Origin of the sequence: Calothrix sp. UHCC 0171 (assembly GCF_034931845.1) — a bacterium.
GTDB lineage: Bacteria > Cyanobacteriota > Cyanobacteriia > Cyanobacteriales > Nostocaceae > Brunnivagina.
On the sequence record NZ_JAYGHN010000050.1, the window covers coordinates 1 to 22,844 of the forward strand.

18 protein-coding genes and 1 tRNA gene are annotated in these 22,844 nt (G+C 40.8%); 9 read left to right on the forward strand and 10 right to left on the reverse strand.

The features are described from left to right. Positions 1–76: 76 nt before the first annotated feature. The 6 genes from proC to VB733_RS24300 form a co-directional block, all read right to left on the reverse strand. Complete coding sequence (proC, locus tag VB733_RS24275) at positions 77–889, reverse strand: pyrroline-5-carboxylate reductase (protein ID WP_323342624.1); 813 nt, start codon at positions 887–889, stop codon at positions 77–79. Positions 890–1,133: 244 nt separating this feature from the next. Beyond that, positions 1,134–1,742: a cell division protein SepF gene (locus VB733_RS24280; RefSeq protein ID WP_323342625.1), complete on the reverse strand. Its 609-nt coding sequence runs from the start codon at positions 1,740–1,742 to the stop codon at positions 1,134–1,136. Positions 1,743–2,137: 395 nt separating this feature from the next. Next, positions 2,138–2,842 (reverse strand): YggS family pyridoxal phosphate-dependent enzyme, encoded by a 705-nt coding sequence (locus tag VB733_RS24285; RefSeq protein WP_323342626.1) that lies wholly within the window; start codon positions 2,840–2,842, stop codon positions 2,138–2,140. A gap of 32 nt (positions 2,843–2,874) precedes the next feature. Beyond that, positions 2,875–3,153 (reverse strand): transcriptional coactivator PipX, encoded by a 279-nt coding sequence (pipX, locus tag VB733_RS24290; protein ID WP_096615554.1) that lies wholly within the window; start codon positions 3,151–3,153, stop codon positions 2,875–2,877. A 153-nt stretch (positions 3,154–3,306) separates the two neighbouring features. After that, positions 3,307–3,804: a holo-ACP synthase gene (locus VB733_RS24295; protein ID WP_323342627.1), complete on the reverse strand. Its 498-nt coding sequence runs from the start codon at positions 3,802–3,804 to the stop codon at positions 3,307–3,309. A gap of 247 nt (positions 3,805–4,051) precedes the next feature. Then, positions 4,052–5,512: an anthranilate synthase component I gene (locus VB733_RS24300; protein ID WP_323342628.1), complete on the reverse strand. Its 1,461-nt coding sequence runs from the start codon at positions 5,510–5,512 to the stop codon at positions 4,052–4,054. 204 nt (positions 5,513–5,716) lie between these two features. Here VB733_RS24300 and VB733_RS24305 point away from each other — a divergent pair, with 204 nt between their 5' ends. The 3 genes from VB733_RS24305 to VB733_RS24315 all read left to right on the forward strand — a co-directional run bounded on the left by VB733_RS24305 (position 5,717) and on the right by VB733_RS24315 (position 10,108). Continuing rightward, the gene (locus VB733_RS24305) at positions 5,717–7,402 is read left to right on the forward strand and encodes a VWA domain-containing protein (RefSeq protein WP_323342629.1); all 1,686 of its coding nucleotides are present in this window, start codon (positions 5,717–5,719) and stop codon (positions 7,400–7,402) included. A 136-nt stretch (positions 7,403–7,538) separates the two neighbouring features. Beyond that, entirely contained in the window at positions 7,539–8,861 is a 1,323-nt protein-coding gene (locus VB733_RS24310) for a serine/threonine-protein kinase (RefSeq protein WP_323342630.1), read from the forward strand. A gap of 140 nt (positions 8,862–9,001) precedes the next feature. Beyond that, positions 9,002–10,108, forward strand: coding sequence for a glycosyltransferase (locus VB733_RS24315; protein WP_323342631.1), 1,107 nt, complete (start codon positions 9,002–9,004; stop codon positions 10,106–10,108). Between the two features lie 14 nt (positions 10,109–10,122). Here VB733_RS24315 and VB733_RS24320 read toward each other — a convergent pair whose 3' ends face one another. Further along, positions 10,123–10,965 carry a HEAT repeat domain-containing protein gene (locus tag VB733_RS24320; protein WP_323342632.1) on the reverse strand — a complete coding sequence of 281 codons (843 nt, stop codon included), beginning with the start codon at positions 10,963–10,965 and terminating at the stop codon, positions 10,123–10,125. A 613-nt stretch (positions 10,966–11,578) separates the two neighbouring features. Beyond that, positions 11,579–12,526, reverse strand: coding sequence for an NAD-dependent epimerase/dehydratase family protein (locus VB733_RS24325; RefSeq protein WP_323342633.1), 948 nt, complete (start codon positions 12,524–12,526; stop codon positions 11,579–11,581). 213 nt (positions 12,527–12,739) lie between these two features. Between VB733_RS24325 and purD the strand changes: the two genes are divergently transcribed. The 4 genes from purD (at position 12,740) to petJ (ending at position 17,567) form a co-directional block, all read left to right on the forward strand. After that, complete coding sequence (gene purD / locus VB733_RS24330) at positions 12,740–14,014, forward strand: phosphoribosylamine--glycine ligase (protein ID WP_323342634.1); 1,275 nt, start codon at positions 12,740–12,742, stop codon at positions 14,012–14,014. Positions 14,015–14,143: 129 nt separating this feature from the next. Further along, on the forward strand, positions 14,144–16,063 hold the full coding sequence (nblS, locus tag VB733_RS24335; RefSeq protein ID WP_323342635.1) for a two-component system sensor histidine kinase NblS: 1,920 nt from the start codon (positions 14,144–14,146) through the stop codon (positions 16,061–16,063). 176 nt (positions 16,064–16,239) lie between these two features. Then, positions 16,240–16,659, forward strand: coding sequence for a plastocyanin (gene petE, locus VB733_RS24340; protein WP_323342636.1), 420 nt, complete (start codon positions 16,240–16,242; stop codon positions 16,657–16,659). A gap of 539 nt (positions 16,660–17,198) precedes the next feature. Then, positions 17,199–17,567: a cytochrome c6 PetJ gene (gene petJ, locus VB733_RS24345; protein WP_416336346.1), complete on the forward strand. Its 369-nt coding sequence runs from the start codon at positions 17,199–17,201 to the stop codon at positions 17,565–17,567. Between the two features lie 65 nt (positions 17,568–17,632). Here petJ and VB733_RS24350 read toward each other — a convergent pair whose 3' ends face one another. Then, positions 17,633–19,417: a hypothetical protein gene (locus VB733_RS24350; RefSeq protein WP_323342637.1), complete on the reverse strand. Its 1,785-nt coding sequence runs from the start codon at positions 19,415–19,417 to the stop codon at positions 17,633–17,635. Between the two features lie 389 nt (positions 19,418–19,806). Here VB733_RS24350 and VB733_RS24355 point away from each other — a divergent pair, with 389 nt between their 5' ends. Further along, entirely contained in the window at positions 19,807–20,439 is a 633-nt protein-coding gene (locus tag VB733_RS24355; RefSeq protein WP_323342638.1) for a cytochrome b N-terminal domain-containing protein, read from the forward strand. Positions 20,440–20,495: 56 nt separating this feature from the next. Here the strand turns inward: VB733_RS24355 and VB733_RS24360 are convergent, their stop codons facing one another. After that, on the reverse strand, positions 20,496–22,424 hold the full coding sequence (locus VB733_RS24360; RefSeq protein WP_323342639.1) for a cation:proton antiporter: 1,929 nt from the start codon (positions 22,422–22,424) through the stop codon (positions 20,496–20,498). Between the two features lie 288 nt (positions 22,425–22,712). Here VB733_RS24360 and VB733_RS24365 point away from each other — a divergent pair. After that, positions 22,713–22,785 (forward strand) — tRNA-Glu (locus tag VB733_RS24365). Positions 22,786–22,844: the final 59 nt, after the last annotated feature.

A 22,844-nucleotide genomic window follows, 5' to 3' on the forward strand; every position in this document is an offset into this window, starting at 1 on the left:
ATTTAGAGAAGCCTTTGCTCTTTATATTTGATATTACATATTCTGCTTTAGTTATATTAGACCCAAATTAATTTCCTTATTTTCCCAACTCTTGAGAACGATTTGTGGCGGCTTTGACTGCCTGAATTAACGCCGATCGCAATCCGGCTTTTTCCAGTTCAACAATACCCGCAATTGTCGTACCACCAGGGCTAGTGACTCTATCTTTTAATTCGGCTGGATGCATCTTGGTTTCATTTAATAACTGTGCTGTGCCCAGTACAGTTTGTAGCGCTAATTTAATCGCAATCGCACGGGGTAAACCAGATGCAACACCACCATCTGCTAAAGCTTCTACCATTAATGCCACATATGCAGGACCACTACCCGATAACCCTGTGACAGCATCCATAAAGCTTTCGCCAACTTCAACGACTTCCCCAACTGCTGCAAACAATTGATGTGCCTTCTCAAGATGAATTGCCTTTGTATAAGCACCTGCACATATTGCTGTCACTCCGGCACCAACTGTAGCAGGCGTATTTGGCATGGCACGAATGACTGGTAAACGGGGAAAAGCAGCTTCTAACTGCGACAAAGGTACACCCGCCAAAATTGATACTACCAATGGCGAATAACTTTGCTCAATTACTGATGAAATTTCTTGGGCGATCGCGCTAAATATTTGTGGTTTTACTGCCAAAAATACCACTTCCTCACTGGCAGTAAAAACTTGGCAATTGTTGTCTGTGACACCAACACCATATTCCTGAGCTAAAAAATTTTGTCGTTTTGATAGCGGCTCACTAACTACTATCTCCGACGCTTGATAAATACCAAGATTCAAGAGGCGAGATAATAGCGCTTCACCCATTACCCCGCCACCAATTAAACCAAATTTTAAAGACAAGTCAAATTTTCCCTAATCAAAGCTTAAATACCAAGTCTGGATAAATAGTATCGCTTCCTGGAAAACGAAACAATCATAATTAAGGGATTTTAATTTATGTTTATAACCTAATAAATAAAAAATCCGTAGATGCGTGAATTCAAATCCAAAATTGGTATTGCCAAAATTGCCACAGTAAATCAAATGATTTGGAATTTTAGATGCAATCCCTTATCTAAAACCCCAAATCGCACAATTCCTAAAATTACTGTGCCATGCGATTCGGCTCAGTTCCCCATGTCTGATTGGTTGGATCTGTACGAGTTTGGCGTGCGGGAGGCTGAGACACAACAGGTACTTCATGTAATACTCCACCTTGGGTGCTAACTTGCACACAGCTTGGTGTAAACAAGAAGATGCTTTCGCCAATCCGCTCTTGATGACCATCTAGGGCGTAAGTACCACCAGCAACAAAGTCTACTGCTCGTTGTGCTTGGTCAGGATCCATGATTGTTAAATTCAATACAATGGATTTGCGTTCACGCAGAGCTTGAATTGCTTGAGGCATTTCTTCAAATGTCCGGGGTTCAAGCACCAATACTTCCGAAATACCGTTTAAAGCTCCTGGCATTCCAATTACGTTACTCATTGTGGTTTTTGTATTTGCTGCTACATCAGTACCCATTGTAGGCATGGGTTCGCGCCAACGTCGATTCTGAACTGGGGGTTCTTGAGGTACTGCCGCTTGGGGTGGATTTTGCTCTTGATAGATATTTTGATAGCTATCGGTGTCTACTTCTTCGTAATACTCCTCGTACTCTACGGGTTCGTTGAGACCAACGAAGTCTCTAAGCTTGGAAAAGATATTGTTCATTTTGACACGCTCCTGGTGCTTGTTACCTTAACTAAGAAGGCAAAATCAATAAATCAATGGTTGCTGAGTAGAAGACACAAACAGCTGAAAATTGTATCGCTGCTTGTAGCATTAATCGCCAAATTATAGTTATGAACTTTGCATTTTTCAATGCTGGATATTAACTATACACAACAATGAGTCAAGATTATACCCTAAGTAGTTTTGTAAGGGAAGTTACTTTGAATCCATTTTTTTTTAAGATTCACTTTTGTAAATACTATATTTTCTGTGGCTTCGTGAAGGAGGACACAATGTCTTTTTTATGTAGCAAATTACCTCAGTATTTTATCTATGATGTTGTTGGCAAATACTCCAATCTATGCAAAGGAATGTTACTAGTAATAATTAATACATTATTTAACCTGTGGCGATCGCTCTCCAAACAAAATGGTACCGAGTCTCACCATTGTTGCACCTGCCTTGATTGCTAGTTGGTAGTCGCCAGACATACCCATTGATAGCTGCTGCATATGAATATTTGACCATCCTTGTGACTGGATATCTGCTGCCAACTCGCTGGCACGATTAAATACTTCTAGGGTTTGCAATTCATTTAGCCCCAGAGGAGGTATTGTCATCAAACCTTGAAATTGTAAACTTTTACATTGATTTAAAGCAAATAAATCCTCCAAAAGTTGAGGAATTTCCCAACCAGATTTATTTGGGTCTGGGAGAATTTTGATTTGTAGACAGATATTTGGCTGGAGATTGAGTTCACCAGCGAGTTGGTTGAGGCGTTGGGCGAGTTTGAGGTTATCAACGGAGTGAATCCATTGGAATTGTTCCAGGGCTTTTTTGGCTTTGTTGGTTTGTAAATGTCCAATTAAGTGCCAGGTGACATCCAGTAAATCGTGGAGTTCGGCTTGTTTAGTTGCGGCTTCCTGGATGCGATTTTCGCCAAAATCGCGGATTCCTGCGGCATAGGCGATGCGAATGATGTCCGCAGGAACGGTTTTGGTGACGGCAATTAATCGGACAGAAGGCGGTAGTTGAGAGCGAATAGTGGTGATGCGCTCACGTAGCGACTCGTCAAGGAAATCGCGCTTAGAGTTGCTCATAAACACTTGGGGAAGAGCGAAACTTCAGAATGTTAGTTGAAGGTGCGTTGAAAGACACCCTGAAGTTGATCGTACTCAAAAGAAGGTCCGCTTCGTCGGAGATTTCGCAGACGATTTTCTAACATCATGCGAGCCTCGGTACGTCCGATGGGCTGAAACTTCATGTTTTTGCCTTCAACAGTGACAACAAAAAATAGACGTTGAGCGTAGAGTGTAGTAAAAAGTTCTTGGCTCTCATCCACCATGCAAATTCTGTAGAGCAAACCCCAAGTTGGATGATTAATGTAAGTTTCTGGGCTTTCTGAGTTCATCTAATACAGTTTGTTCGGGTACATATTATCTTTTCGCTCTCTCCAACAAAAATTCAGACGATCGCGACCCGATATCGCCTGAAGATTTGCTTAAAATACGAAAATCTGGGAACTTCTGTCCACAATAGCGTTCTTCGGGACAATCGAGAAAGTTCATCGAGAGACAAAAATCGCGGTTGCGATCGCATAATCACGATCATGACTCAAACTGAGTTGCCATTCGCAAGGGGAGGGTGACGGTGGAGAGGGGGGAAATGAAAGAGAAAAATCCTCCGTGTTTCCACTTCTTTGCGGTTCTCCGCCATCTTCCCACGTTGCCACAATTTTGGCGGCGTTGTTATGTAGCACGACGAATGGAGCACCAGTTACGCTGCGGCAAATTTCGACATCGGTGTAGTTAATCCCTTGCCATCCGGTTCCCAAAGCTTTAACAACAGCCTCCTTAGCAGCCCAACGTCCTGCAAACTTAGCGATCGCCATCCGAGTCATTTCGCATTCAGTAGAGTTTAACCCCTCTGGCGTATGCCAACAACCGCAATTTTGCTGTTCGATGGAAGTATACACACGTTGCAAAAAGCGTTTGCCAAAACGGTTTATTAATGCTTGAATTCTTGGAATGTAAACGATATCGGTTCCCACTCGAATAGTCATTTAGTCAATAGTCAATGGTCACTAGTCAATGGTAAGGGGGAAAGGGAAAAGCGGAAAGGGGATGCTAGAAGAAAGTTGAGAGATAGACAATTTCTCTTTATTTCCGACTCACTCTCAATACGTTTAGGTTAAGCAAAAATGGCTATTAGCGGTTAGCTTTTAGAATCAATAGCACATAATAGATGCTCCCAGTCTTATTCTTACCTTTTTCCTCCCTAAGCGAACCATTATTGCCCTCACTCCTTCCTTATTCCCTAGTCAGGACTTGCGCCAATGCGGCTAGTTGTGCTTGGGCTTTATGTAATGATTCGTACCATTCTCTTTCCGGGTCACTATCGGCAACAATTCCCGCTCCTACTTGACCCCAAACTGTTTTTAATGATGAATTTTCCTGGATTGGAGCCAGTAATAATGTGCGAATTAAGATATTTAAATCTAAATTTCCCTGTATATCTAAGTAGCCGCAGGAGCCGTAGAATAAACTGCGACGGACAGGTTCTAACTCTTCAATAATTTCCATGCAGCGCACTTTTGGACAGCCGGTAATTGTGCCACCTGGGAACATTGCCCGGATTAAATCAATGCTGTGGCAATCTGGCGCTAAATTTCCCACGACGTTGCTAACGAGATGCATAACGTGGCTATAACGTTCGATAGTCAGTAATTCGTCTACTTTTACCGTGCCCCACTCACACACTCGTCCTAAATCGTTGCGTTCCAAATCTACGAGCATGATATGTTCAGCACGTTCTTTGGTGTGATTGAGTAATTCCTCTGCCAGTTTTACATCCTGTTCTTTATTAATACCACGCGATCGCGTTCCGGCTATAGGTCTTGTTTGTGCTTTTTTATCCTGTAGTTCTACCAATCTTTCGGGGGAACAACTAACTACTTCTCCCCAAGGTGTTCTGTAATAGCAGGCAAATGGGGAAGGATTGATTTTTTGCAGGGCTTGGTAAATTTCCCATCCTGAAGCTATGGTTTGGGTTGTAAAACGCAAAGATAGATTTGTCTGAAAAATATCTCCTGCTTGAATGTATTTTTTGGCTTTTTGAACAGCAAGTTCGTATTCTTCCTGGGAAGAGAGAAATTTTGCAGATAATTCTGAGGGATGGGGGGAAGAGGTGACAATTTGTTGAATAAATCCCTCTCCCTGTCGCCTTCTACAGCCATTCTCTGCTGCCAACCTCGATTCCACCTCATCTAACCAATTTGGTGTGGTTGCTGCCAGCCAGAGAACCTGTTCCCAATGATCTAAAACTGCAAAATTTTCGGGTTCGTACCAAAAAGCAACGGGAAACGGTAGTGAATCCTCTTTGGTATGAGGTAATTGTTCGATTTCCCAAGCAACATCATAACCAAGCCAGCCTAACCAACCACCTGTAAAGGGAAGATGAGAGGGAGGGGATGTATCCTCACATCTATTTCTCTCTGCGTTTTCTTGCCCTTTTGTTAATAAACCCTGGAGGAAAGGAAAAATTTCCCCAACTTCGGGTGTCCACATTTGCACTTTGCCGTTAATTACTCGTGGTTTTCCCGCACAAATCGAGTAGCGTGTAAGTTGGGGATTATCGCTATTGTTGGGGTAGGGACTTTCTAAAATGGTGGCAATATCAGAATGCGGATTTGAGTTAAATAGAAGCGTAAAAATATCCGAGCCTGTAAGATGATTGAGAGGATGCGATCGCCAATACCAAGCGCTAGTCATTAGTTAGTTTATTATTAGTAGTAATTTGTTCAACAGTTAAGTGTTATTGTTTCGGCTTGTCACCCCTTAACCAATACCTTAGTGTTGCATTTTCTGTAACCAAGCATCTCAAAACTGAATTCAAATAGTACAACAATTACATTGGCTTGTTTCAGTTTTGGGACTCTGCGGATGAAATGCTTCAGTTATAAGGCTTGGCAAAGTATGAAAATTACGCCAAAAACAATACAAATTTTGGGATTTGCTATTCTACTTGGATATTATTTGGGTGCGTGCGTTAGTAAAGATATAGCAACAACAAATACATCTGGTTCGCAACCGTCACCAACAAATCAAGCTCCTTTGCAAGCGCAACCTGGGGTAGCAGCAAAATCGGAAAGTTCAAAGTCAGTTCCAAAGCCAGTAAATAAGTTACAACCAACTGCACCTACTACCAGAGTTAGGACAGATGTGGAGGAAAATCGAGAACAGTATTCTAGTTTTCCCGAAAATGAATTTCAAGCTGTCAGCGCCAATCCGCGTTCGACATTTGCCATTGATGTTGATACTGCTTCTTATAGTAATATTCGCCGCTTTATTAATGAAGGACAACTGCCGCCAGTAGATGCAGTGCGTCTGGAAGAAATGATTAATTATTTCAAATACGATTATCCACGACTAACCGACAATAAACCCTTTGCTGTCACCACGGAAGTTGCTCCAACACCGTGGAATCCCCAACATCGTCTTGTTCAAGTGGGATTGTATTCTCAAAATACCCCAATAGAAAAGTTACCTGCTAACAACTTGGTATTTCTCATTGACGTATCGGGTTCAATGTCAGATGCGAACAAATTACCTTTGTTAAAATCTGCACTACGGTTAATGGTAAATCAATTACGTCCCAACGATCAAGTTGCGATCGCAGTATATGCGGGACAAGCTGGTTTAGTATTACCCCCAACTCCAGGTTCACAAAAACAAAAAATTATTGATGCGCTGGAAAAATTGGAAGCTGGTGGTTCTACTGCTGGTGGTGAAGGAATTGAATTAGCTTATCAGGTAGCACGCAATAATTTCCTTAAATCTGGAAATAATCGCGTTATTTTAGCTACTGATGGTGATTTTAATGTTGGTATTAGTAGTGATGAAGAATTAGTGAAATTAATTGAGCAGCAGCGTCAAAGTGGAGTCTTTCTTTCTGTTTTAGGCTTGGGTACAGGTAATATCCAAGATGGAAAGATGGAAAAACTCGCGAATAAGGGTAATGGAAATTATGCTTATATAGATAGTTTATTGGAAGCAAAAAAAGTTCTGGTAAAGGAACTTGGTGCAACTTTATTCACTATTGCTAAGGATGTAAAAATCCAAGTTGAATTTAATCCTCTAAAAGTTCAAGCTTATCGTTTAATCGGTTACGAAAATCGCTTGCTGCAAACTCAAGATTTTAACGATGATAAAAAAGATGCTGGAGAATTGGGAGCCGGACATACGGTGACAGCTTTATATGAAATTATCCCTGTTGGTGTTAAGAGCAATATTTCTTTAGGAAAAGTAGACTCGCTAAAATATCAAAATCAAACAATTGCCAAAAGTGCTATTCAAAATAATGAAATCATGCAGGTAAACTTACGCTATAAACAACCTCAAGAAAATACTTCTCAAATTGTCAGTTATGCAGTGACAGATACAGAAACAAAATTAGAAAATGCATCAAATAATCTTAAATTTGCATCTGCGATCGCAATGTTTGGGATGTTGTTACGAGATTCCCAATATAAAGGTTCTACAAATTTTGATACGACATTACAACTGGCACGTGAATCAGTTGGCGCGGATTTAGATGGGTATCGGGCTGAATTCATTCGCTTGGTAGAAAAGAGTAAAAATCTGAAACTTAGTCGTAATTGATAATTACAGTAAAAGTGTAGTCAAAAGATAATAAATATAGAAATTAATTAAATTATCATCCTGGTTTTTATTATCTTAATTTCTATTATCTTTCTGTAAAATTCAGTAATTAATTAAGTCTGTAGGGACAATAAAGATGGAAAATCGCAATCAAAATCCCAATCAAGTGAGTCCAAATATCAATAATTACTTAAATCAAAACTTAAATCATAAAAATCAATTTCCTGACTTTAGTGAACAAGGATATCAAATCGAAAGTATCCTAGGACAAAATTATTGTGGTGGCAGAGTTACATACCAAGCCATTAATATTCAAAATCAAGAAAAAGTTGTGATTAAACAGTTTCAATTTGCCACAATTGGTGCAACTTGGTCTGGTTTCACTGCTTTTCAAAGGGAAATAGAATTACTCAAAAAAATTAGCCATCCGCGAATACCTAAATATATCAATAGCTTTGAAACAAACTCAGGATTTTGTTTAGTACAAGAATATAAAAACGCGCAAAATCTTGCTCAAAAATGCTTTTTACTGCTGGATTTGAATTTAGCAAACATCAGTAAAATTGCCACAAGTTCATTAGAAATTTTAATTTACTTACAACAACAAGAAACATCAATTATTCATCGCGATATCAAACCAGAAAATATCCTGATTGATGGAGAACTTAATACTTATCTAGTCGATTTTGGTTTAGCAAGAATTAGCGACGAAGAAATGTCTGCTAGTACCACCGTCAAAGGTACATTAGGATTTATGCCACCCGAACAAATATTTGGCAAACCATTAACTAATGCCTCCGACTTATATAGCTTAGGTGCAACTCTGATTTGCTTACTGACACAAACCCCATCTCCGCAAATTGGTGACTTAATCGATGATTCATTCCGCTTCAAAATCCAGCAACTATTACCCGAATTAAATCTACATTGGGTTGACTGGCTAGAAAAAATGGTAGCACCAAGTCAAGCGGAGCGTTTTCCCAATGCTGTCACAGCTTTAAATGCATTGAACAGAATCAATTATCATATTGCCAATGGAATTATTCCTAGTACCCAAGATAAATGCCAACGCCAACTTCCAAAAGTAGTTGTCACCAGCTTGGGAATAATGACTGTACTCGCATTTGCTTCCCACCTACAAACACCCCAACCATATCCCACACCTCTACTGATTGAGAATAACATGCGATCGCTACCAAAACCCGACTTTAAACGCCGCTTAAAAAGAAGTCGAGAATGTGTCGGATGTTTCTTGAGATATACAGTTTTGCGTGAAGAAGATTTAAGAAGTCTAAATTTAGAAAGAATTGATTTGACAGGTGCCGATTTAACTGGTGCAGATTTACGTGGTACTTATCTTGGAGGTGCAAATTTAAACGGTGCCAAGTTAGAGGGTACAAATTTAGAAAGTACCGATTTACGGGGTGCAATTATGCCTGATGGCTCCATTCATCCCTAATTTTAGCTTCCCCTAATGTGACTTGTATCCTATTCTGTTAATAGTTTAGTAGTTATTACTTCATGATAATCATTAATTCAGTATTCATAATTAATAACTAACAAGCCAGTAACTATAAAAATTAACGGAAAGGAAGTACTGTGAATTACCACATTGTACTTAGTCGTGCATTTGACTTAGAGACTATTAATCGTCATGCCAAAGCGGGGAAATGTCCATGTCATGTCATGTGGGAAGCTAGCCAAATTTTGAATGCTAGAATCCACATGCCAAATGCAGATTATATTAAAGAATCACATGTGCAAACTTTTGAGCAAATAGGATGCCAACAGCAAGGCACACTCAGGCACTTGGTTGGGAACCCTGAGCATTGGCTACTAGCAAGCCATTTATCTCAACAGCTAACCGAAGAAGATGTGGTTTTTTGCACTGGGGAAGATGTGGGGATTCCAGTTGCAGAATTATGTGGGGCGAAGAAAAAACGCCCCAAAATTTTAGTGCTTATCCACAATATCAATCGACTGCGGGGACGTTTGGCGTTGAAGTTATTTCGAGTCAGAGACAAAATAGATTTGTTTCTCACTTATACCCCAGGTATCGCCGAATTTTTACGTGCGTATCTCCATTTACCAGAAAATCGCGTATCTCTATTTTCTGAACAACCTACAGATATCTCTTTTTTTACACCAGGTTCTGCATCTGTTGACAAAATCCGTCCAGTAATTGCTAGTGGGGGATTAGAAAAACGCGATTATCGTACCCTTGCCGCAGCAACAGAAGATTTAGATATTGATGTCAAAATCTGTGCAACTTCACCGAATGTAAAAGTAAATCCTCAAGCATTTCCCAAAATGCTACCAAATAATATGTCCTGTCGTGATTACGAATGGTTGGAATTTGTCCAATTGTATCGCGATGCGGACATTGTTGTCATTCCTCTATTTAAAAATAACTATCAAGCAGGTTTGAGTGTCATGTTTGAAGCGATGGCATGTCGTCGCCCCGTCATAATTACAAAATCACCAGGAATTATCCAAGAATTGATTGAAGCGGGAATAGTTACAGGGGTGAGAGAAGGTGATGCCAACGATTTACGCTTGGCAATTGTCAACTTATTACAAAATCCCCGACAAGCAGAGTTACAAGCACAACGAGGATATGAATTAGTTTTACAAAAATACAATCATCAAAAATATATTCATAATTTTGTTGACAAAATACATTCTTTTGAACTTATAAATCGTTGATAAAAATTAATAAACTAATTATTAGCAATTACTGAAAACCAAGGGAAAAAGTAAAATAAAGAATTCTTCTTGAACCGTTGTCCTTGCACCTTCTTTAAGGCTGCTAAGGGCACACTAATTGAAGTAATGGCTTGTTCTCTAAATTTCCAATTTGGTTTTTGCATAACTTTCAAAGCTGTCTCGAAATGTGGTATTATCTTATCTAAATCCGAGGAAGATACTTGATTACCCTGCTCTTGGAAACTTAATGCGATCGCTCCTAAAGCATAAGCTGCATTATGACGCACTGATATATCTCGATCTTCCAAACCACCTACTAAAGCTGGTAAAGATTCTACAGCATTAACTCCAATACCGCCCAAGGCAGAAGCAGCAGTCAACCTAACCCAAGTTTCTTGATCATTTTGTAAGGTATGTACCAATGTGGGTACAGCAGATTGCGCGTATTTACCCAGTCTAGTTAGGGCATGTACGGCACTATAACGTACTGAAGGGTTTTCATGACGTAAATTAGCAACTAGATAGGGAACCATTGCCCGTCTACCAATGCTATTAAAAGCCCTCGCAGCTTCAGTACGGACATTTTTATCCTCATCTTGTAATGCCTTTGAGAGTGCAGGTAAAGCAGGTGCAGCATCATCACCCATTTGTGACAAGGCATTAGCAGCATGAGCGCGAACCTCTGGTGTTTGATGCTCTAAAGCTTGAATTAATGAGGAGACTGCTGGCTTACCAATATTTACCAGGGATTTTACTGCTTGCTGGCGCTGTTCTGGAGTTCCTTGTTGTAACTGTTGAATATGTAGATGAGTGGCGGAATCAGCCCAACTTGGTTCTATTTTCAGAACTGGAGGCAAAAATAATGATGAAAATAATACGAGCGTAACTATACGGAGTTTCGGGATTGATTTTAATAAGAAACTATAGCGATTAGATGTAATGGATACCATAGGTTAAAAATAGTGCTTGACAGGCGACACATATGTACAGAACTGAGTTGATCATAAATTGTTTCCCAAGAAGATATCCTATCAAAGCATAGTGGGAGTGTGAGAACCCCTACTCTTTAGAGAGGGGATGAAACACGACTCAAGGGGATTTATCCCCGTGTTTCCTGTTTTTATGGCAAGCTTTCAAGATGTGAGGGTATGAGAATTCGGTTTGTATTGATGAAAGAATTAGGTACAAAATCATGATTGTAAATGCACTCTTATGGAATATCGTAATGCACTAAATCCTTACGAGTAGTGCATTACGAGCATCAGTAATAATAATGATCCCCAAATTCACCAAAATGAGCAGGATTTACGCACGTGAAGCCAGAAACCGGGTTTCTTAGTCGATATCTGCTCGTCAAAACAACGATTTTGCATAAAAACCGGGTTTCTTTGCGTAAGTCCTAATGAAATTTAAGGGTTTTCAAAAATTCAAATAGCAATCCCCAATTCAAAAATGATGATTTGAGCAAATTTAATATAATTCCTTCACCCAATGCCACTCTTGAGTTAAACCCTCCCGTAGCGACACTTGTGGTTGCCAAGCCAATATTTTCTGTGCCTTCGAGATATCTGCACCCGTGTGTCTAGCATCACCCATTGCTTTCTCGATGTGGTTACGCTTAATGGGCTTACCGACAATTTCCTCCATCATCGTCAATACTTCCGACAAGACAGCCCGACTGCCCCCACCAATATTAAAAATTTGTCCTACGGCTTCTGGTACTGTCGCTGCTGCTAAATTTGCCGCGACTGCATCACTGACAAATGTAAAATCTCGCGTTTGTTCTCCATCTCCATAAACAGGAATAGCTTCGTTCTCTAATACAGCTTTGAAAAATTTGTGAAATGCCATATCTGGACGCTGGCGAGGACCATATACTGTAAAATACCGTAATGCTACAAATGGTACGCCAAAGTTTTTCTGATATAGTCCACACAATCTTTCAGCCGCTAACTTAGTGATACCATAGGGTGAAACTGGTGCCGGACAAATACCTTCATGAGTTGGCAGGATTTCAGCATCACCGTAAATACTAGAGGTTGATGCAAACACCAATCTTTTGAGATTTTTTGCGTCTTTTGCTGCTTCCAGTAAAATTTGTGTAGCGTTGATATTACGTTCTGTATAAGAACGAAAACCTTTACCCCAGGAAGCACGAACACCTGCTTGTGCAGCTTGATGGTAAATAACCTCAGTTTCTTGTAGCAAATTATGCCAGTCAAGAACTTGAATGTCATTTTCAATCAATTGAAAATTTGCATAATTGAGTAAATGAGCAATATTTTTACGTTTTAAATTTTGGTCGTAGTAGTCGTTAATTTCATCAACCCCAATAACTTCTTCGCCTTGTTTTAATAGCGTTTCGGCTATATGTGAACCGATAAAACCTGCTGCACCTGTAACAATAATTTTCGCCATATTCCTATATTTTGATAAATTTGGATTGAATTCAAAAGATAAAGATTAATCTTGATACTGAGAAAACTTCTATTACTTTACTATGATTGTTTCCCAAAGCTCCTCAGTAGTTGAACTATTGTTTACCCAGAGAAAACATCAAAGGACTTGCGCGATCGCACTCTAAATTGGGACACTTCAAGAGGGAAACTTCAAACAGAGAACTCGAAAACAGTGAAAGTTTTAGTTGTTGGCAATGGTGGGCGCGAACATGCCCTGGCATGGAAATTGTTGCAATCTCAGAAAATTGAACGGGTTTTTTGTGCCCCTGGGAATGGGGGAACAGCTACTCTTGCAGGCTGTCAAAATGTTGATATTGCAGTTGATGATTTTCAGGGAATGGCTAAATTAGCCAAAAACGAAGGTGTTTCCTTAGTGGTTGTCGGACCAGAGGTGCCCCTAGCAAAAGGTATTACTGACTACCTGCAAGCCCAAGGATTAGTGGTATTCGGTCCTAACAAAATGGGGGCACAAATCGAAGCCAGTAAAGCCTGGGCAAAAGCTTTGATGCAAGAAGCGGGGGTTCCCACTGCCAATGCTGCGGTATTTACGGATATTGTCGCCGCAAAATCTTACCTAAAATCACAAGGCGCACCAATTGTTGTCAAGGCTGATGGCTTGGCGGCTGGGAAAGGTGTCATCGTTGCCCAAACGATCGCGGAGGCGGAAACTGCTTTAGATGCCATATTTGCTGGACAGTTTGGTAGTGCTGGTAATTTTGTTGTCATTGAAGAATGCTTGGTGGGGCAGGAAGTATCGGTTTTGGCATTAACTGATGGTTTGACAATTCGCCCTTTATTACCCGCACAAGACCACAAACGGGTTGGTGAAGGCGATACGGGGGAAAATACTGGCGGCATGGGGGCATATGCACCTGCTCCGGTGGCAACGTCGGCAATGATGGCAAGGGTGCAAACAGAAGTATTGGAGCCGACGATCGCTGCTTTGCGGGGGAAGGGAATTGATTATCGGGGGGTATTATATGCAGGGTTGATGGTTGCACCAGATGGTGAATTTAAGGTTTTAGAATTTAATTGCCGTTTTGGAGACCCGGAAACCCAGGTGATTTTACCAATGTTGGATACACCTTTGGAGGATTTACTGCTAGCTTGCGTACAGCAACGTTTAGGAGATATGCCACCCATTACTTGGAAGAATGGGGCATCGGCGACGGTTGTGGCTGCTTCTGGCGGCTATCCAGGGGATTATGCCAAGGGTAAGGTAATTACTGGCTTACAAGCAGCAGAAATTACCGGGGCAACAGTATTTCATGCCGGAACCAAGCTACAGAATTCCCAAGTTGTTAGTGATGGGGGAAGGGTGTTGAACGTCACAGCTATTGGTGTCGATTTTAAACAAGCACTCGATCGCGCCTATGCTGGGATTGCCAAGATCGAGTTTGCAGGCATGTATTATCGACGAGATATTGGGCATAGAGTGATGAGTTAGGAGTCATTAATTATTCTCTTTTCCCTCTTCTTCCCTTCCCCGTTACCTATTTAGCAAATAAACTGTTACTTTTTTAGTTGTTAGGTTTGCAAAAACTATTAACAACTAAATTAAAGAAATATATTTAATATGTTTGCTGTTTTTACTTCTATTCGAGAAGCGATCGCCACTTGGTGGTCGCAGTTTACTCTCCAAACTAAGCTGTTGGCGGCTGCGACTCTGGTTGTGTCTCTGGTTATGAGTGGGTTGACGTTCTGGGCTGTGAATACTATTCAACAGGATGCTAGGCTCAACGACACCCGTTTTGGTCGAGATTTGGGGCTGTTGCTGGCTGCTAATGTTTCTCCCCTAATCGCTGATCAAAATCTCACCGAGGTGGCTCAATTTTCCCAAAGGTTCTACAGTAGCACTTCCAGCGTCCGTTACATGCTTTACGCTGACGAAACAGGAAAAATCTTTTTTGGTATTCCTTTTTGGGAACCGGAGGTGGAAAATTCCCTCACGATTCAACGACGCATCCAGTTACCCGATGACTATGCTGCTGATGTCGAAAAGCCAATGGTGCGGCAGCATCAATCTCCTGATGGCGAAGTAACAGATGTATTTGTCCCCCTCAAAGCTGATGGTAAATATCTGGGGGTTTTGGCGATTGGGATTAATCCCAACCAAACGGCTGTTATTTCCACTAACTTTACTCGCGATGTCACCATTGCCGTGTTTATCACAATTTGGGTAATGGTAATTTTGGCTGGGGTAGTGAATGCTTTGACAATTACCAAGCCCATTAAAGAGCTTTTGGTTGGTGTGAAACAAATTGCGGCGGGAAATTTTAAACAACGTATCGATTTACCCCTGGGTGGAGAGTTAGGAGAACTAATTTTCAGCTTCAATGATATGGCGGAGCGCTTAGAAAGCTATGAAGAACAAAATATTGAGGAATTAACTGCCGAAAAAGCCAAACTGGAAACCCTGGTATCAACTATTGCCGACGGTGCTGTTTTAATCGACAATAACATGCAGGTAATCCTCGTTAACCCCACCGCCAGACGAATTTTTGGTTGGGAAGGGGAAGAAGTAGTCGGTACTAACGTACTCCATAAACTACCAATCGCAGTGCAAATGGAAATCACCCGCCCCCTCTACGAAATGGCAATGGGCGATCGCGAAAGTGCTGAGTTTCGTATTCCATTAGCACAACCTACGAAGCGTACTATCCGCATTCTCCTGACTACGGTTCTCAACCTCCAACGGGAAAGTATTCGAGGTATTGCCATCACCGTTCAGGATATTACTCGTGAGGTGGAACTCAATGAAGCGAAGAGCCAGTTTATTAGTAATATTTCCCACGAATTACGAACTCCTCTATTTAATATCAAAACTTACATTGAAACTCTGCATGATTACGGTGAAGATTTAGGCGCAGAGCAACGCAAAGACTTTTTAGCAACAGTAAATAACGAAACTGACCGTTTGACAAGACTAGTTAATGATGTATTAGATTTATCACGTTTGGAGTCCGGTCGCAGCTACAACTTAGATGGGATCGATTTAACTCAAGCGATTGAACAAACGCTTCGTACTTACCAACTCAACGCCAAGGATAAGGGTGTCGAACTCTTCCAAGAGGTGGAATCTAGTTTGCCTTTAGTAATCGGCAATTACGATTTATTACTGCAAGTATTTGGCAATTTACTCGGTAATGCCCTCAAGTTTACTAAAGCTGGGGGCAAAGTTGCATTTCGTGCTTATCCAATCACAGTTAAGTCAAATTCACCAAAACCAGTATCACGGGTGCGAATAGAAATATCCGATACGGGAATTGGTATTGCTCCCGAAGATCAAGAAGCGATTTTTGACCGTTTTTTCCGCGTCGAAAACCGTGTTCACACCTTAGAAGGCACGGGTTTGGGATTATCAATTGTCCGCAATATCATTGACAAACACCATAGCATAGTGCATTTAGTCAGCGAAGTCGGTGTTGGCACAACCTTTTGGTTTGATTTACCCGTCTTAGAGGAAGACACCGCCAATGTTGAAATTTCCGCTTAAAGAAAGAGTGGAAAGATAATTATTTTCAATAAAAATCTACTTCTCCTGGCTCCTCAATCTCAAATTTTTGTTATCTACGACAAATTGTCATATTTATCTATGACGGATTGTCATATTTGGTCAAAATTGTATTTAAAATAAAGAAGAGCAAATTAATTTACTTGTTAGGAGAAATCATGAAATCTATAGCGGCGAGTCTGCGACGCTTGAGTTTAGCTGCATTGACAGTTGTTTTAGTCGTTAGCAGTTTCTTTGTTTTCGTACCTAGCGCTGCGGCGGAAACCTACACAATCAAACTAGGTAACGATAAAGGTATGCTCGCATTTGAGCCAGCGAAAGTCTCTATTAAACCAGGTGACACCATCAAATGGGTAAATAATAAAGTCCCACCCCACAACGTTGTCTTTGATGGCGTAAAAAATGCTGCTAAAAGCGCAGATTTTGCCAAAGCATTGTCACACAAACAGTTAATGATGAACCCAGGGCAAGTACAAGAAACTACCTTCCCCACAGATGCTCCTGTTGGCGAATATACTTTCTACTGCGAACCTCATCGTGGTGCTGGTATGGTTGGCAAAATTGTTGTTGAAGGCTAGTTGCTTTGTCACTCGTGTAACATTGCAATTTTTCCCAATTATTCATCTTGGGATTAATACCCAGCAAGTGACAAACCAAAATCTCGAATACAGTGGTGGGTTTATTCTTTGTTAGGAGTAATGGAAGTATTTACCTAAACCAGGGATAAACTTGCCTCTGTAAGTAGGTCGGTGTTAAAAATTGTCGTTATGACAAGGCAGAAGGGAATAGAGTTTTAGGTAACTTTACTTTTCGTTATATACTACTCTGCGAGAAGCCGCTCCGCGTCTACGGTTTATTTGCGCCGTTCTACTTAAACCAATTTATAATTTCTCAATGATTATTAAACTTAATCTTGAAAATAAATTCTGTATTGTAATTTTCCAGACAAAAATATCTACAACTGCATACGACAGAAAATCTAGAGGATAAAAATCTTATTTAGCCTTAACCCAGTAGATAGATAAATACTTACCATAAAGACTTGCTGCAACCATAGAATAGTGAAAGTAAAGTTTATTTTTAAGTTGTTACAGCTTTTGGGTAAGGAGAATAACTATTGTATCCACCGTATCTACTAAATCTAATCAAGATTATTGTAATTAGTTTATGTGCGATCGCTCAGTTTGGGTTTGCATTTTTTCACACTGCAATAGCAGTTGATGTATCCAACGGAGGCAAAATTTTTACAAATAATTGCGCTTCCTGCCACCTTGGAGGAGGTAATATTCTCATATCTCAAAAGACATTGCAAAAGCAAGCTCTATCCCAATACTTAGATAATTACAATACAGACTCAATCCAAGCAATTGTTTCCCAGGTGACAAATGGCAAAAATGCCATGCCCGCTTTCAAAAGCAAATTAAGCGAACAGGAAATTTTGGAAGTGGCTGCTTTCGTTTTTCAAAAAGCCGAGCAAGGATGGTAAGGAGCAAGAAAGAAAGATACTCCCTCTCTTTCTTGTCTCTTTTTTTCATCAGTCAGCACCCGCAATTAAGGCTGGGTATTATCCTCCTCTTGCTTAAACTGGCGTAACTTCTGAATCACACTTGTCTGTTGGGTATTTTCTTCAGCAGAAGACGACTGATTTTTACTGTCACGTAATTTCTCAATCAAGGGTTGTGCAGATATTGGACGTGTTGGTATTGGTTGAGTGCGAACTTTTGGTTGTTCGTTGGCTGGCTTGATTGGTAATGGTGGCGCGGGTTCAACTTTGTCCAATGGACTTGGTGCCTCTTTCGGTTTAAAGTTTGGCAGTTTTGGTGGAACTGGGCGATTTTCCCGTACTGGTGATACTTCGTTTGCGGGTTGATTTACTGCTGGAAGAGTGGAATTGGGACGGGGAGTATTAACCTGTGGTACAATCACAGGCTTGTTATTATTTAACTGCAAACCATTCTCTGGTTTAGTTGGAGCATCTTGCGGTACAACAGATGCAGGTGTATTTTCAGGTTGTGTCGGTAATTTGCGATCGCTTTCTGTTGATAACTGACTATTGGCAGGCTTATTCTCAGCAGGTTTATCGTTGCTAGCTGCTCCATCCGGTGAAATTCGGAAGGTAAATAATTTTGCTTTTCCATTTACCGCAACTGGATTTTCGTTTACATATTGCAACAAACGTTCTTTGATAGCTAATTTACTCGCTGAAGGAATAGAAATCCCATCACCCAGAAGTTGAACTGAATCAATTTTATTTTCTCGATCCATTCTCACCGCTACCTCAACATTACGTTCGAGCTGTGCTGGAGGCATAGTTAAGCGAATTGGTGCGCCGGAAAATTCCAATTCTGGATACTGTTTTTTGGCTTCGGAAAAAGCATCTAACATGCTTATTTTTTTCACTGCACCCGTTGCAGTTAATACATTGACTGGTGTATTTTCCCGAATCGGATTGTTGGGTTGGGCAGTTGTATCTGTACTTGAGGAAGTCGTAGCAATCTGGTTAATACCACCAGATTGGGCTGGAAATTGCGTAACAGGTTGTGCTGCCAAGGTGTAGTTACCGCCTGTTGACTGTGGTGTGTTATCAACAGGTGCAATAAATTGATCAGGTGTGACGGTTGTGGGATTTTCCGATTGAGAAGGTATTGCAGCTGCAACATCATCACCTGTACTAGTGTTTAGTTCCGAAGATAATGGTGGTGGTGCAACTGGGAAATTCGCACTTGGGGTTACTGGTGGTTCTGGCAAATTACTGGGTGTTATCTGTCGAGGCGAACCAAAAGCAATATCACTATTGATAGTATTAATTCGGCTGCTACGAGGAAGGCGAGAAATATTTACCGATGAACCTGGATTTGAAGAAAAATTGGGATTTATGAACAAATCGCGACGACTTAAGCTCAGTGAGTTACTTCTCGGTAGGGAAGAAACACTGAAATTAGGAGTTCGTCCCAGAGGTGGCAAAGATAAAGCAGTCGAACCAGGTGGTGGTGCAGGCGGTAATCCTGATATTGTATTTGGCAGGCTGAGGGGTAATTGTTGCTGGGCTGGTAGGGATGAAATCTGACCGGGTAATGGGGGTAATTGCGCTTGAATACTGGGCTGAAGTAAGGGTGCTTGTTGGGGAAGACGGCTTTGTTCTGCGGGAGTTAACTGAGTCAGTCCAACAGCTTTAGGAGTTGTACTGGCTTCTTTGGCAGATTTCGATGACTGCACAGGCATCAACGGTAAAATAAAGGCGATCGCACCGTGGATACCCAGCGAAGCTAATGCCGCAATTCCAGTCGGTTGACTTAATACTTCTGGTATATTCTTCAGAAAGGAGGCGTAAGACATGGCTATTTCCGTTCACTCACTTCGGTTAATGTAGGCTAGCTATTTTATCTATTCTTGGTCTATCTATCTATCTTTATATAAGTTAATCAAGCAAGTAATGCGTCCCTTCACAATCAAAAGCTCTCTGCTGGAAAGTCTAAACAGGATACTGCTACGCACAAGTAGAATGCCTTCTCCTTACACTTGCCAGACTTGTTAGTACACCAAACTAACTTTTATTAATACTACAACATTTACCCGAAATCATCCTCTCTCACTATTTTAAATATATTTAGGAGAATTAATGTCAAATCAGCAACTTCATACTTGAGAACTAGTCATTGTTTACATTTCTTAGTTAAAATTGTCATAAAAGTATACACTTAGCAAAAAGCAAGGATGGGTTAGCGATGCAAACGACCCAATTCGATATTACTTTGCGGCGAATCACAACTTTATTATCAGTAGCAATTGTTACTTTAGTTTTGATTGGTGCAACCACGGGAGTGCTACTTTCCTTTTACTATGAGCCAGCAGCAGGTAAAGCATATGAATCACTAGTCAAAATTAGTACAGAAGTTTCCTACGGATGGCTGTTCTTGGAAGCTCATCACATCGCCGGGAATGGGGTAGTTGCAGTTGGATTAATTCAAATTGTGTTGATGTTCCTCAACAGACAATTTCGCCGGAGTTGGTTAATTGCTTGGGTAAGTGGAATTCTATTTACCCTGAGTGCGATTGGACTTGGTTGGACAGCAATGATTCTTGATTGGAGTCAAGAGGGTTATTGGCGATTTAATCTTGAACTTGGCACTATTGGTTCTATTCCCTTAATCGGGCATCAACTTCGGGATATTTTGACTGGTGGGGGTGGGATTGATAGTGTTACTATCCAACATTTATACACTATCCATAGTTATGTTATTTCTGTGATTGCTCTGATTCTCGCAATCGTGCATTTAGTTAGCATATTTTGGCAAGAAAAACAAACCGCTCAGGAGATAATAGAAAACGAATTGCGATCGCCTGTGAATCAGAATTAAAAAATGAAAGGGAGAGATGTCGGGACTTGGAAACCAAAAATTTCAATACTCAGCCATCAAGTTTTGACTTCCGACTCTCCCCTGACATTGGTTGAAAGTTGAGCTAATTTGGGAATAGTGGATTCTTCCACCTCCAATATATTTTCGATCGCCAATCTGGTATATTTTTTGGTATCGGATAATCTTTTTAATAAATCGGGTCGCGGATCGTGTAAAAGATAAATAATGCGATCGCCTATTTCCCATTCCTGTGTGACTGGTATTATTTGTAACCTGTTGTCACGCTCAATCAAAATTGGCACGATTTCCCCACTATCAATTAATGCCTCTAAATAGGCTTGTTGATTTTGGAAGTTATCACCATTTAAAGTTGTTTTTCCTAATGTCACTCTGCCATCATCTAAGTATTCATTCCAAGTCTTAATACTAAATTCAGAAATAAAAGCTTGACTGACTTTATTACTATTACTATTTGCTTGCGAGGCACGAGGAAAGACAGCCAAAACCCTGGGTGGGTTAAATTCTTCGGCTGCACGTTCTGCTAAAACAAAATTTACTTCACCATTATTAGTCATTGCTAAGAATGTACCCACTGAATCCAAGCCAGCATCTTCTAACACACCCGTATCGAGGGCGCTACTGATAATTACACGTAATTTATCAGCTTCAGCAGCTTGACAAGATTTTGGGTCTGTATCTATCATGACTACATTTTCGCCCCTTTGCTGGAATAATCGCGCAATTAGCAAACTTAACGGATTACAACCAACAATAACTATTCCCGTCGCCTGCTTGGAGGTAATTTGCAGGAGATTGGCTATCCAGCCTGCTGTCAACCCCTGACAGACAACAGTCATAATAATAGTGAGAAAAACTAAAGCTTTGATGGCATCACCACCATTAATCCCATGCTGTGTGAGGGAAATTGCAAACAAAGAAGCGACGGAGGCACAAACGATTCCTCGTGGCGCAACCCAACTTAAAAACAGTTTTTGTCGCCAGCTTAAACCGCTATTCCAGGTACAACAAAGAATATTGATTGGGCGCACGACGAACATTAGCACCAAAACAGTAAGTAAGCTGCCCCATCCCAAAGCAAATACGCTTTTCATGGAGAGGTCAGCAGCCAGTAAAATAAATAGTACGGAAACGCTGAGGATTGTAAGTTGTCCTTTAAATCGTCTGAGCAAGCGTTCTTCTGGCACCGATGAGTTTGCAAATACAGCACCTGCGGCAACAGTTGTCATAATTCCAGATTCGGTACGAACTGTCTGTGCTAAAGCAAATAATCCCCAGAGTACAGCCAATACTACTAAATTTTTTAACTCAAAAGAAAGAAAATTGGCGTGCTTGAAAATTAGGCTCATAATATAGCCTCCCACTGCGCCAATAGCTGCACCAATACTCAAACGGACAAATAAACCGATAACTGCTATTTTGGGATCGGAGTCGCCATTTAAAATGGTATCGAGGACAACAAAAGCTAAAATTGCCCCCACGGGATCAATTAAAACTCCTTCGCCTTCCAGAAGCGTTGCCACTTGCCTATCAACATTAATTTGCTTGAGTAAAGGACTAATTACAGTTGGTCCAGTGACGACAATAATAGAAGCATACAAAAATGCGATCGCCCAAGGAAATTCACCCAACCAATGTGCAGCCAAACAGCCGCCCAATAGGGTGATTAGCGTCCCCAAAGTCACCAGCAATTGTAGTGTCACCGAAACTTTACCCAATTCGCGTAAATCGAGGTTGAGTCCACCTTCAAATAGAATTATTGCTGTTGCCAGTGCCACAATAGCTTCTAAACCAGTTCCTAACAAATGCGGGTGCAATAAGCCCAAACCATCTGAACCTAGCAGAATCCCAAACAGCAGTAAAAATACAATGCTGGGCAGCCTCAGATAAGCAGCTAACACCTGGGCGCTAATTCCGGCAATAACAGTAATCACCATTTGCAAGGTGATGTCAAAGGATGCTTCCATGTTATGGATTTTGAGTGATCGTTACCAAAATCTTCTGTAAAGAATAGTCAATTCTCAACTTACTGGGTGCAACAACACACCTCTGCTTGTTCCTGAATAAACTCATATTTAATTTCATACATAGTTTAAGTATCTTACGATATTTACTGGTTTAGCAAAGACATTAACTATTGCTCATACATATTTTCCTACTTCTTTCTCCTTTCCCTTTCTCAAAAAAAATTTCTCGCCCAAGCTATTGACATCTATTGCAAAAAACATTAATTTATATATTGTTGAGTCCAACGCGCCCCCATCGTCTAGAGGCCTAGGACACCTCCCTTTCACGGAGGTAACGGGGATTCGAATTCCCCTGGGGGTACTAATTATTTTCAGGCAAGTTAGGTTCAGAAGAGTTAGGTTTTGTGTCTCTAAACGAGT

Excerpts from the sequence above, each read along its gene's own strand:
- VB733_RS24285 (WP_323342626.1), bottom strand. The coding sequence starts at position 2,842 with ATGAGCAACTCTAAGCGCGATTTCCTTGACGAGTCGCTACGTGAGCGC.
- VB733_RS24360 (WP_323342639.1), bottom strand. The coding sequence starts at position 22,424 with ATGGAAGCATCCTTTGACATCACCTTGCAAATGGTGATTACTGTTATT.
- VB733_RS24280 (WP_323342625.1), bottom strand. The coding sequence starts at position 1,742 with ATGAACAATATCTTTTCCAAGCTTAGAGACTTCGTTGGTCTCAACGAA.
- pipX (WP_096615554.1), bottom strand. The coding sequence starts at position 3,153 with ATGAACTCAGAAAGCCCAGAAACTTACATTAATCATCCAACTTGGGGT.
- VB733_RS24350 (WP_323342637.1), bottom strand. The coding sequence starts at position 19,417 with ATGTCTTACGCCTCCTTTCTGAAGAATATACCAGAAGTATTAAGTCAA.
- VB733_RS24305 (WP_323342629.1), top strand. The coding sequence starts at position 5,717 with ATGAAAATTACGCCAAAAACAATACAAATTTTGGGATTTGCTATTCTA.
- VB733_RS24295 (WP_323342627.1), bottom strand. The coding sequence starts at position 3,804 with ATGACTATTCGAGTGGGAACCGATATCGTTTACATTCCAAGAATTCAA.
- VB733_RS24325 (WP_323342633.1), bottom strand. The coding sequence starts at position 12,526 with ATGGCGAAAATTATTGTTACAGGTGCAGCAGGTTTTATCGGTTCACAT.
- VB733_RS24355 (WP_323342638.1), top strand. The coding sequence starts at position 19,807 with ATGCAAACGACCCAATTCGATATTACTTTGCGGCGAATCACAACTTTA.
- petE (WP_323342636.1), top strand. The coding sequence starts at position 16,240 with ATGAAATCTATAGCGGCGAGTCTGCGACGCTTGAGTTTAGCTGCATTG.
- VB733_RS24300 (WP_323342628.1), bottom strand. The coding sequence starts at position 5,512 with ATGACTAGCGCTTGGTATTGGCGATCGCATCCTCTCAATCATCTTACA.
- nblS (WP_323342635.1), top strand. The coding sequence starts at position 14,144 with ATGTTTGCTGTTTTTACTTCTATTCGAGAAGCGATCGCCACTTGGTGG.
- VB733_RS24310 (WP_323342630.1), top strand. The coding sequence starts at position 7,539 with ATGGAAAATCGCAATCAAAATCCCAATCAAGTGAGTCCAAATATCAAT.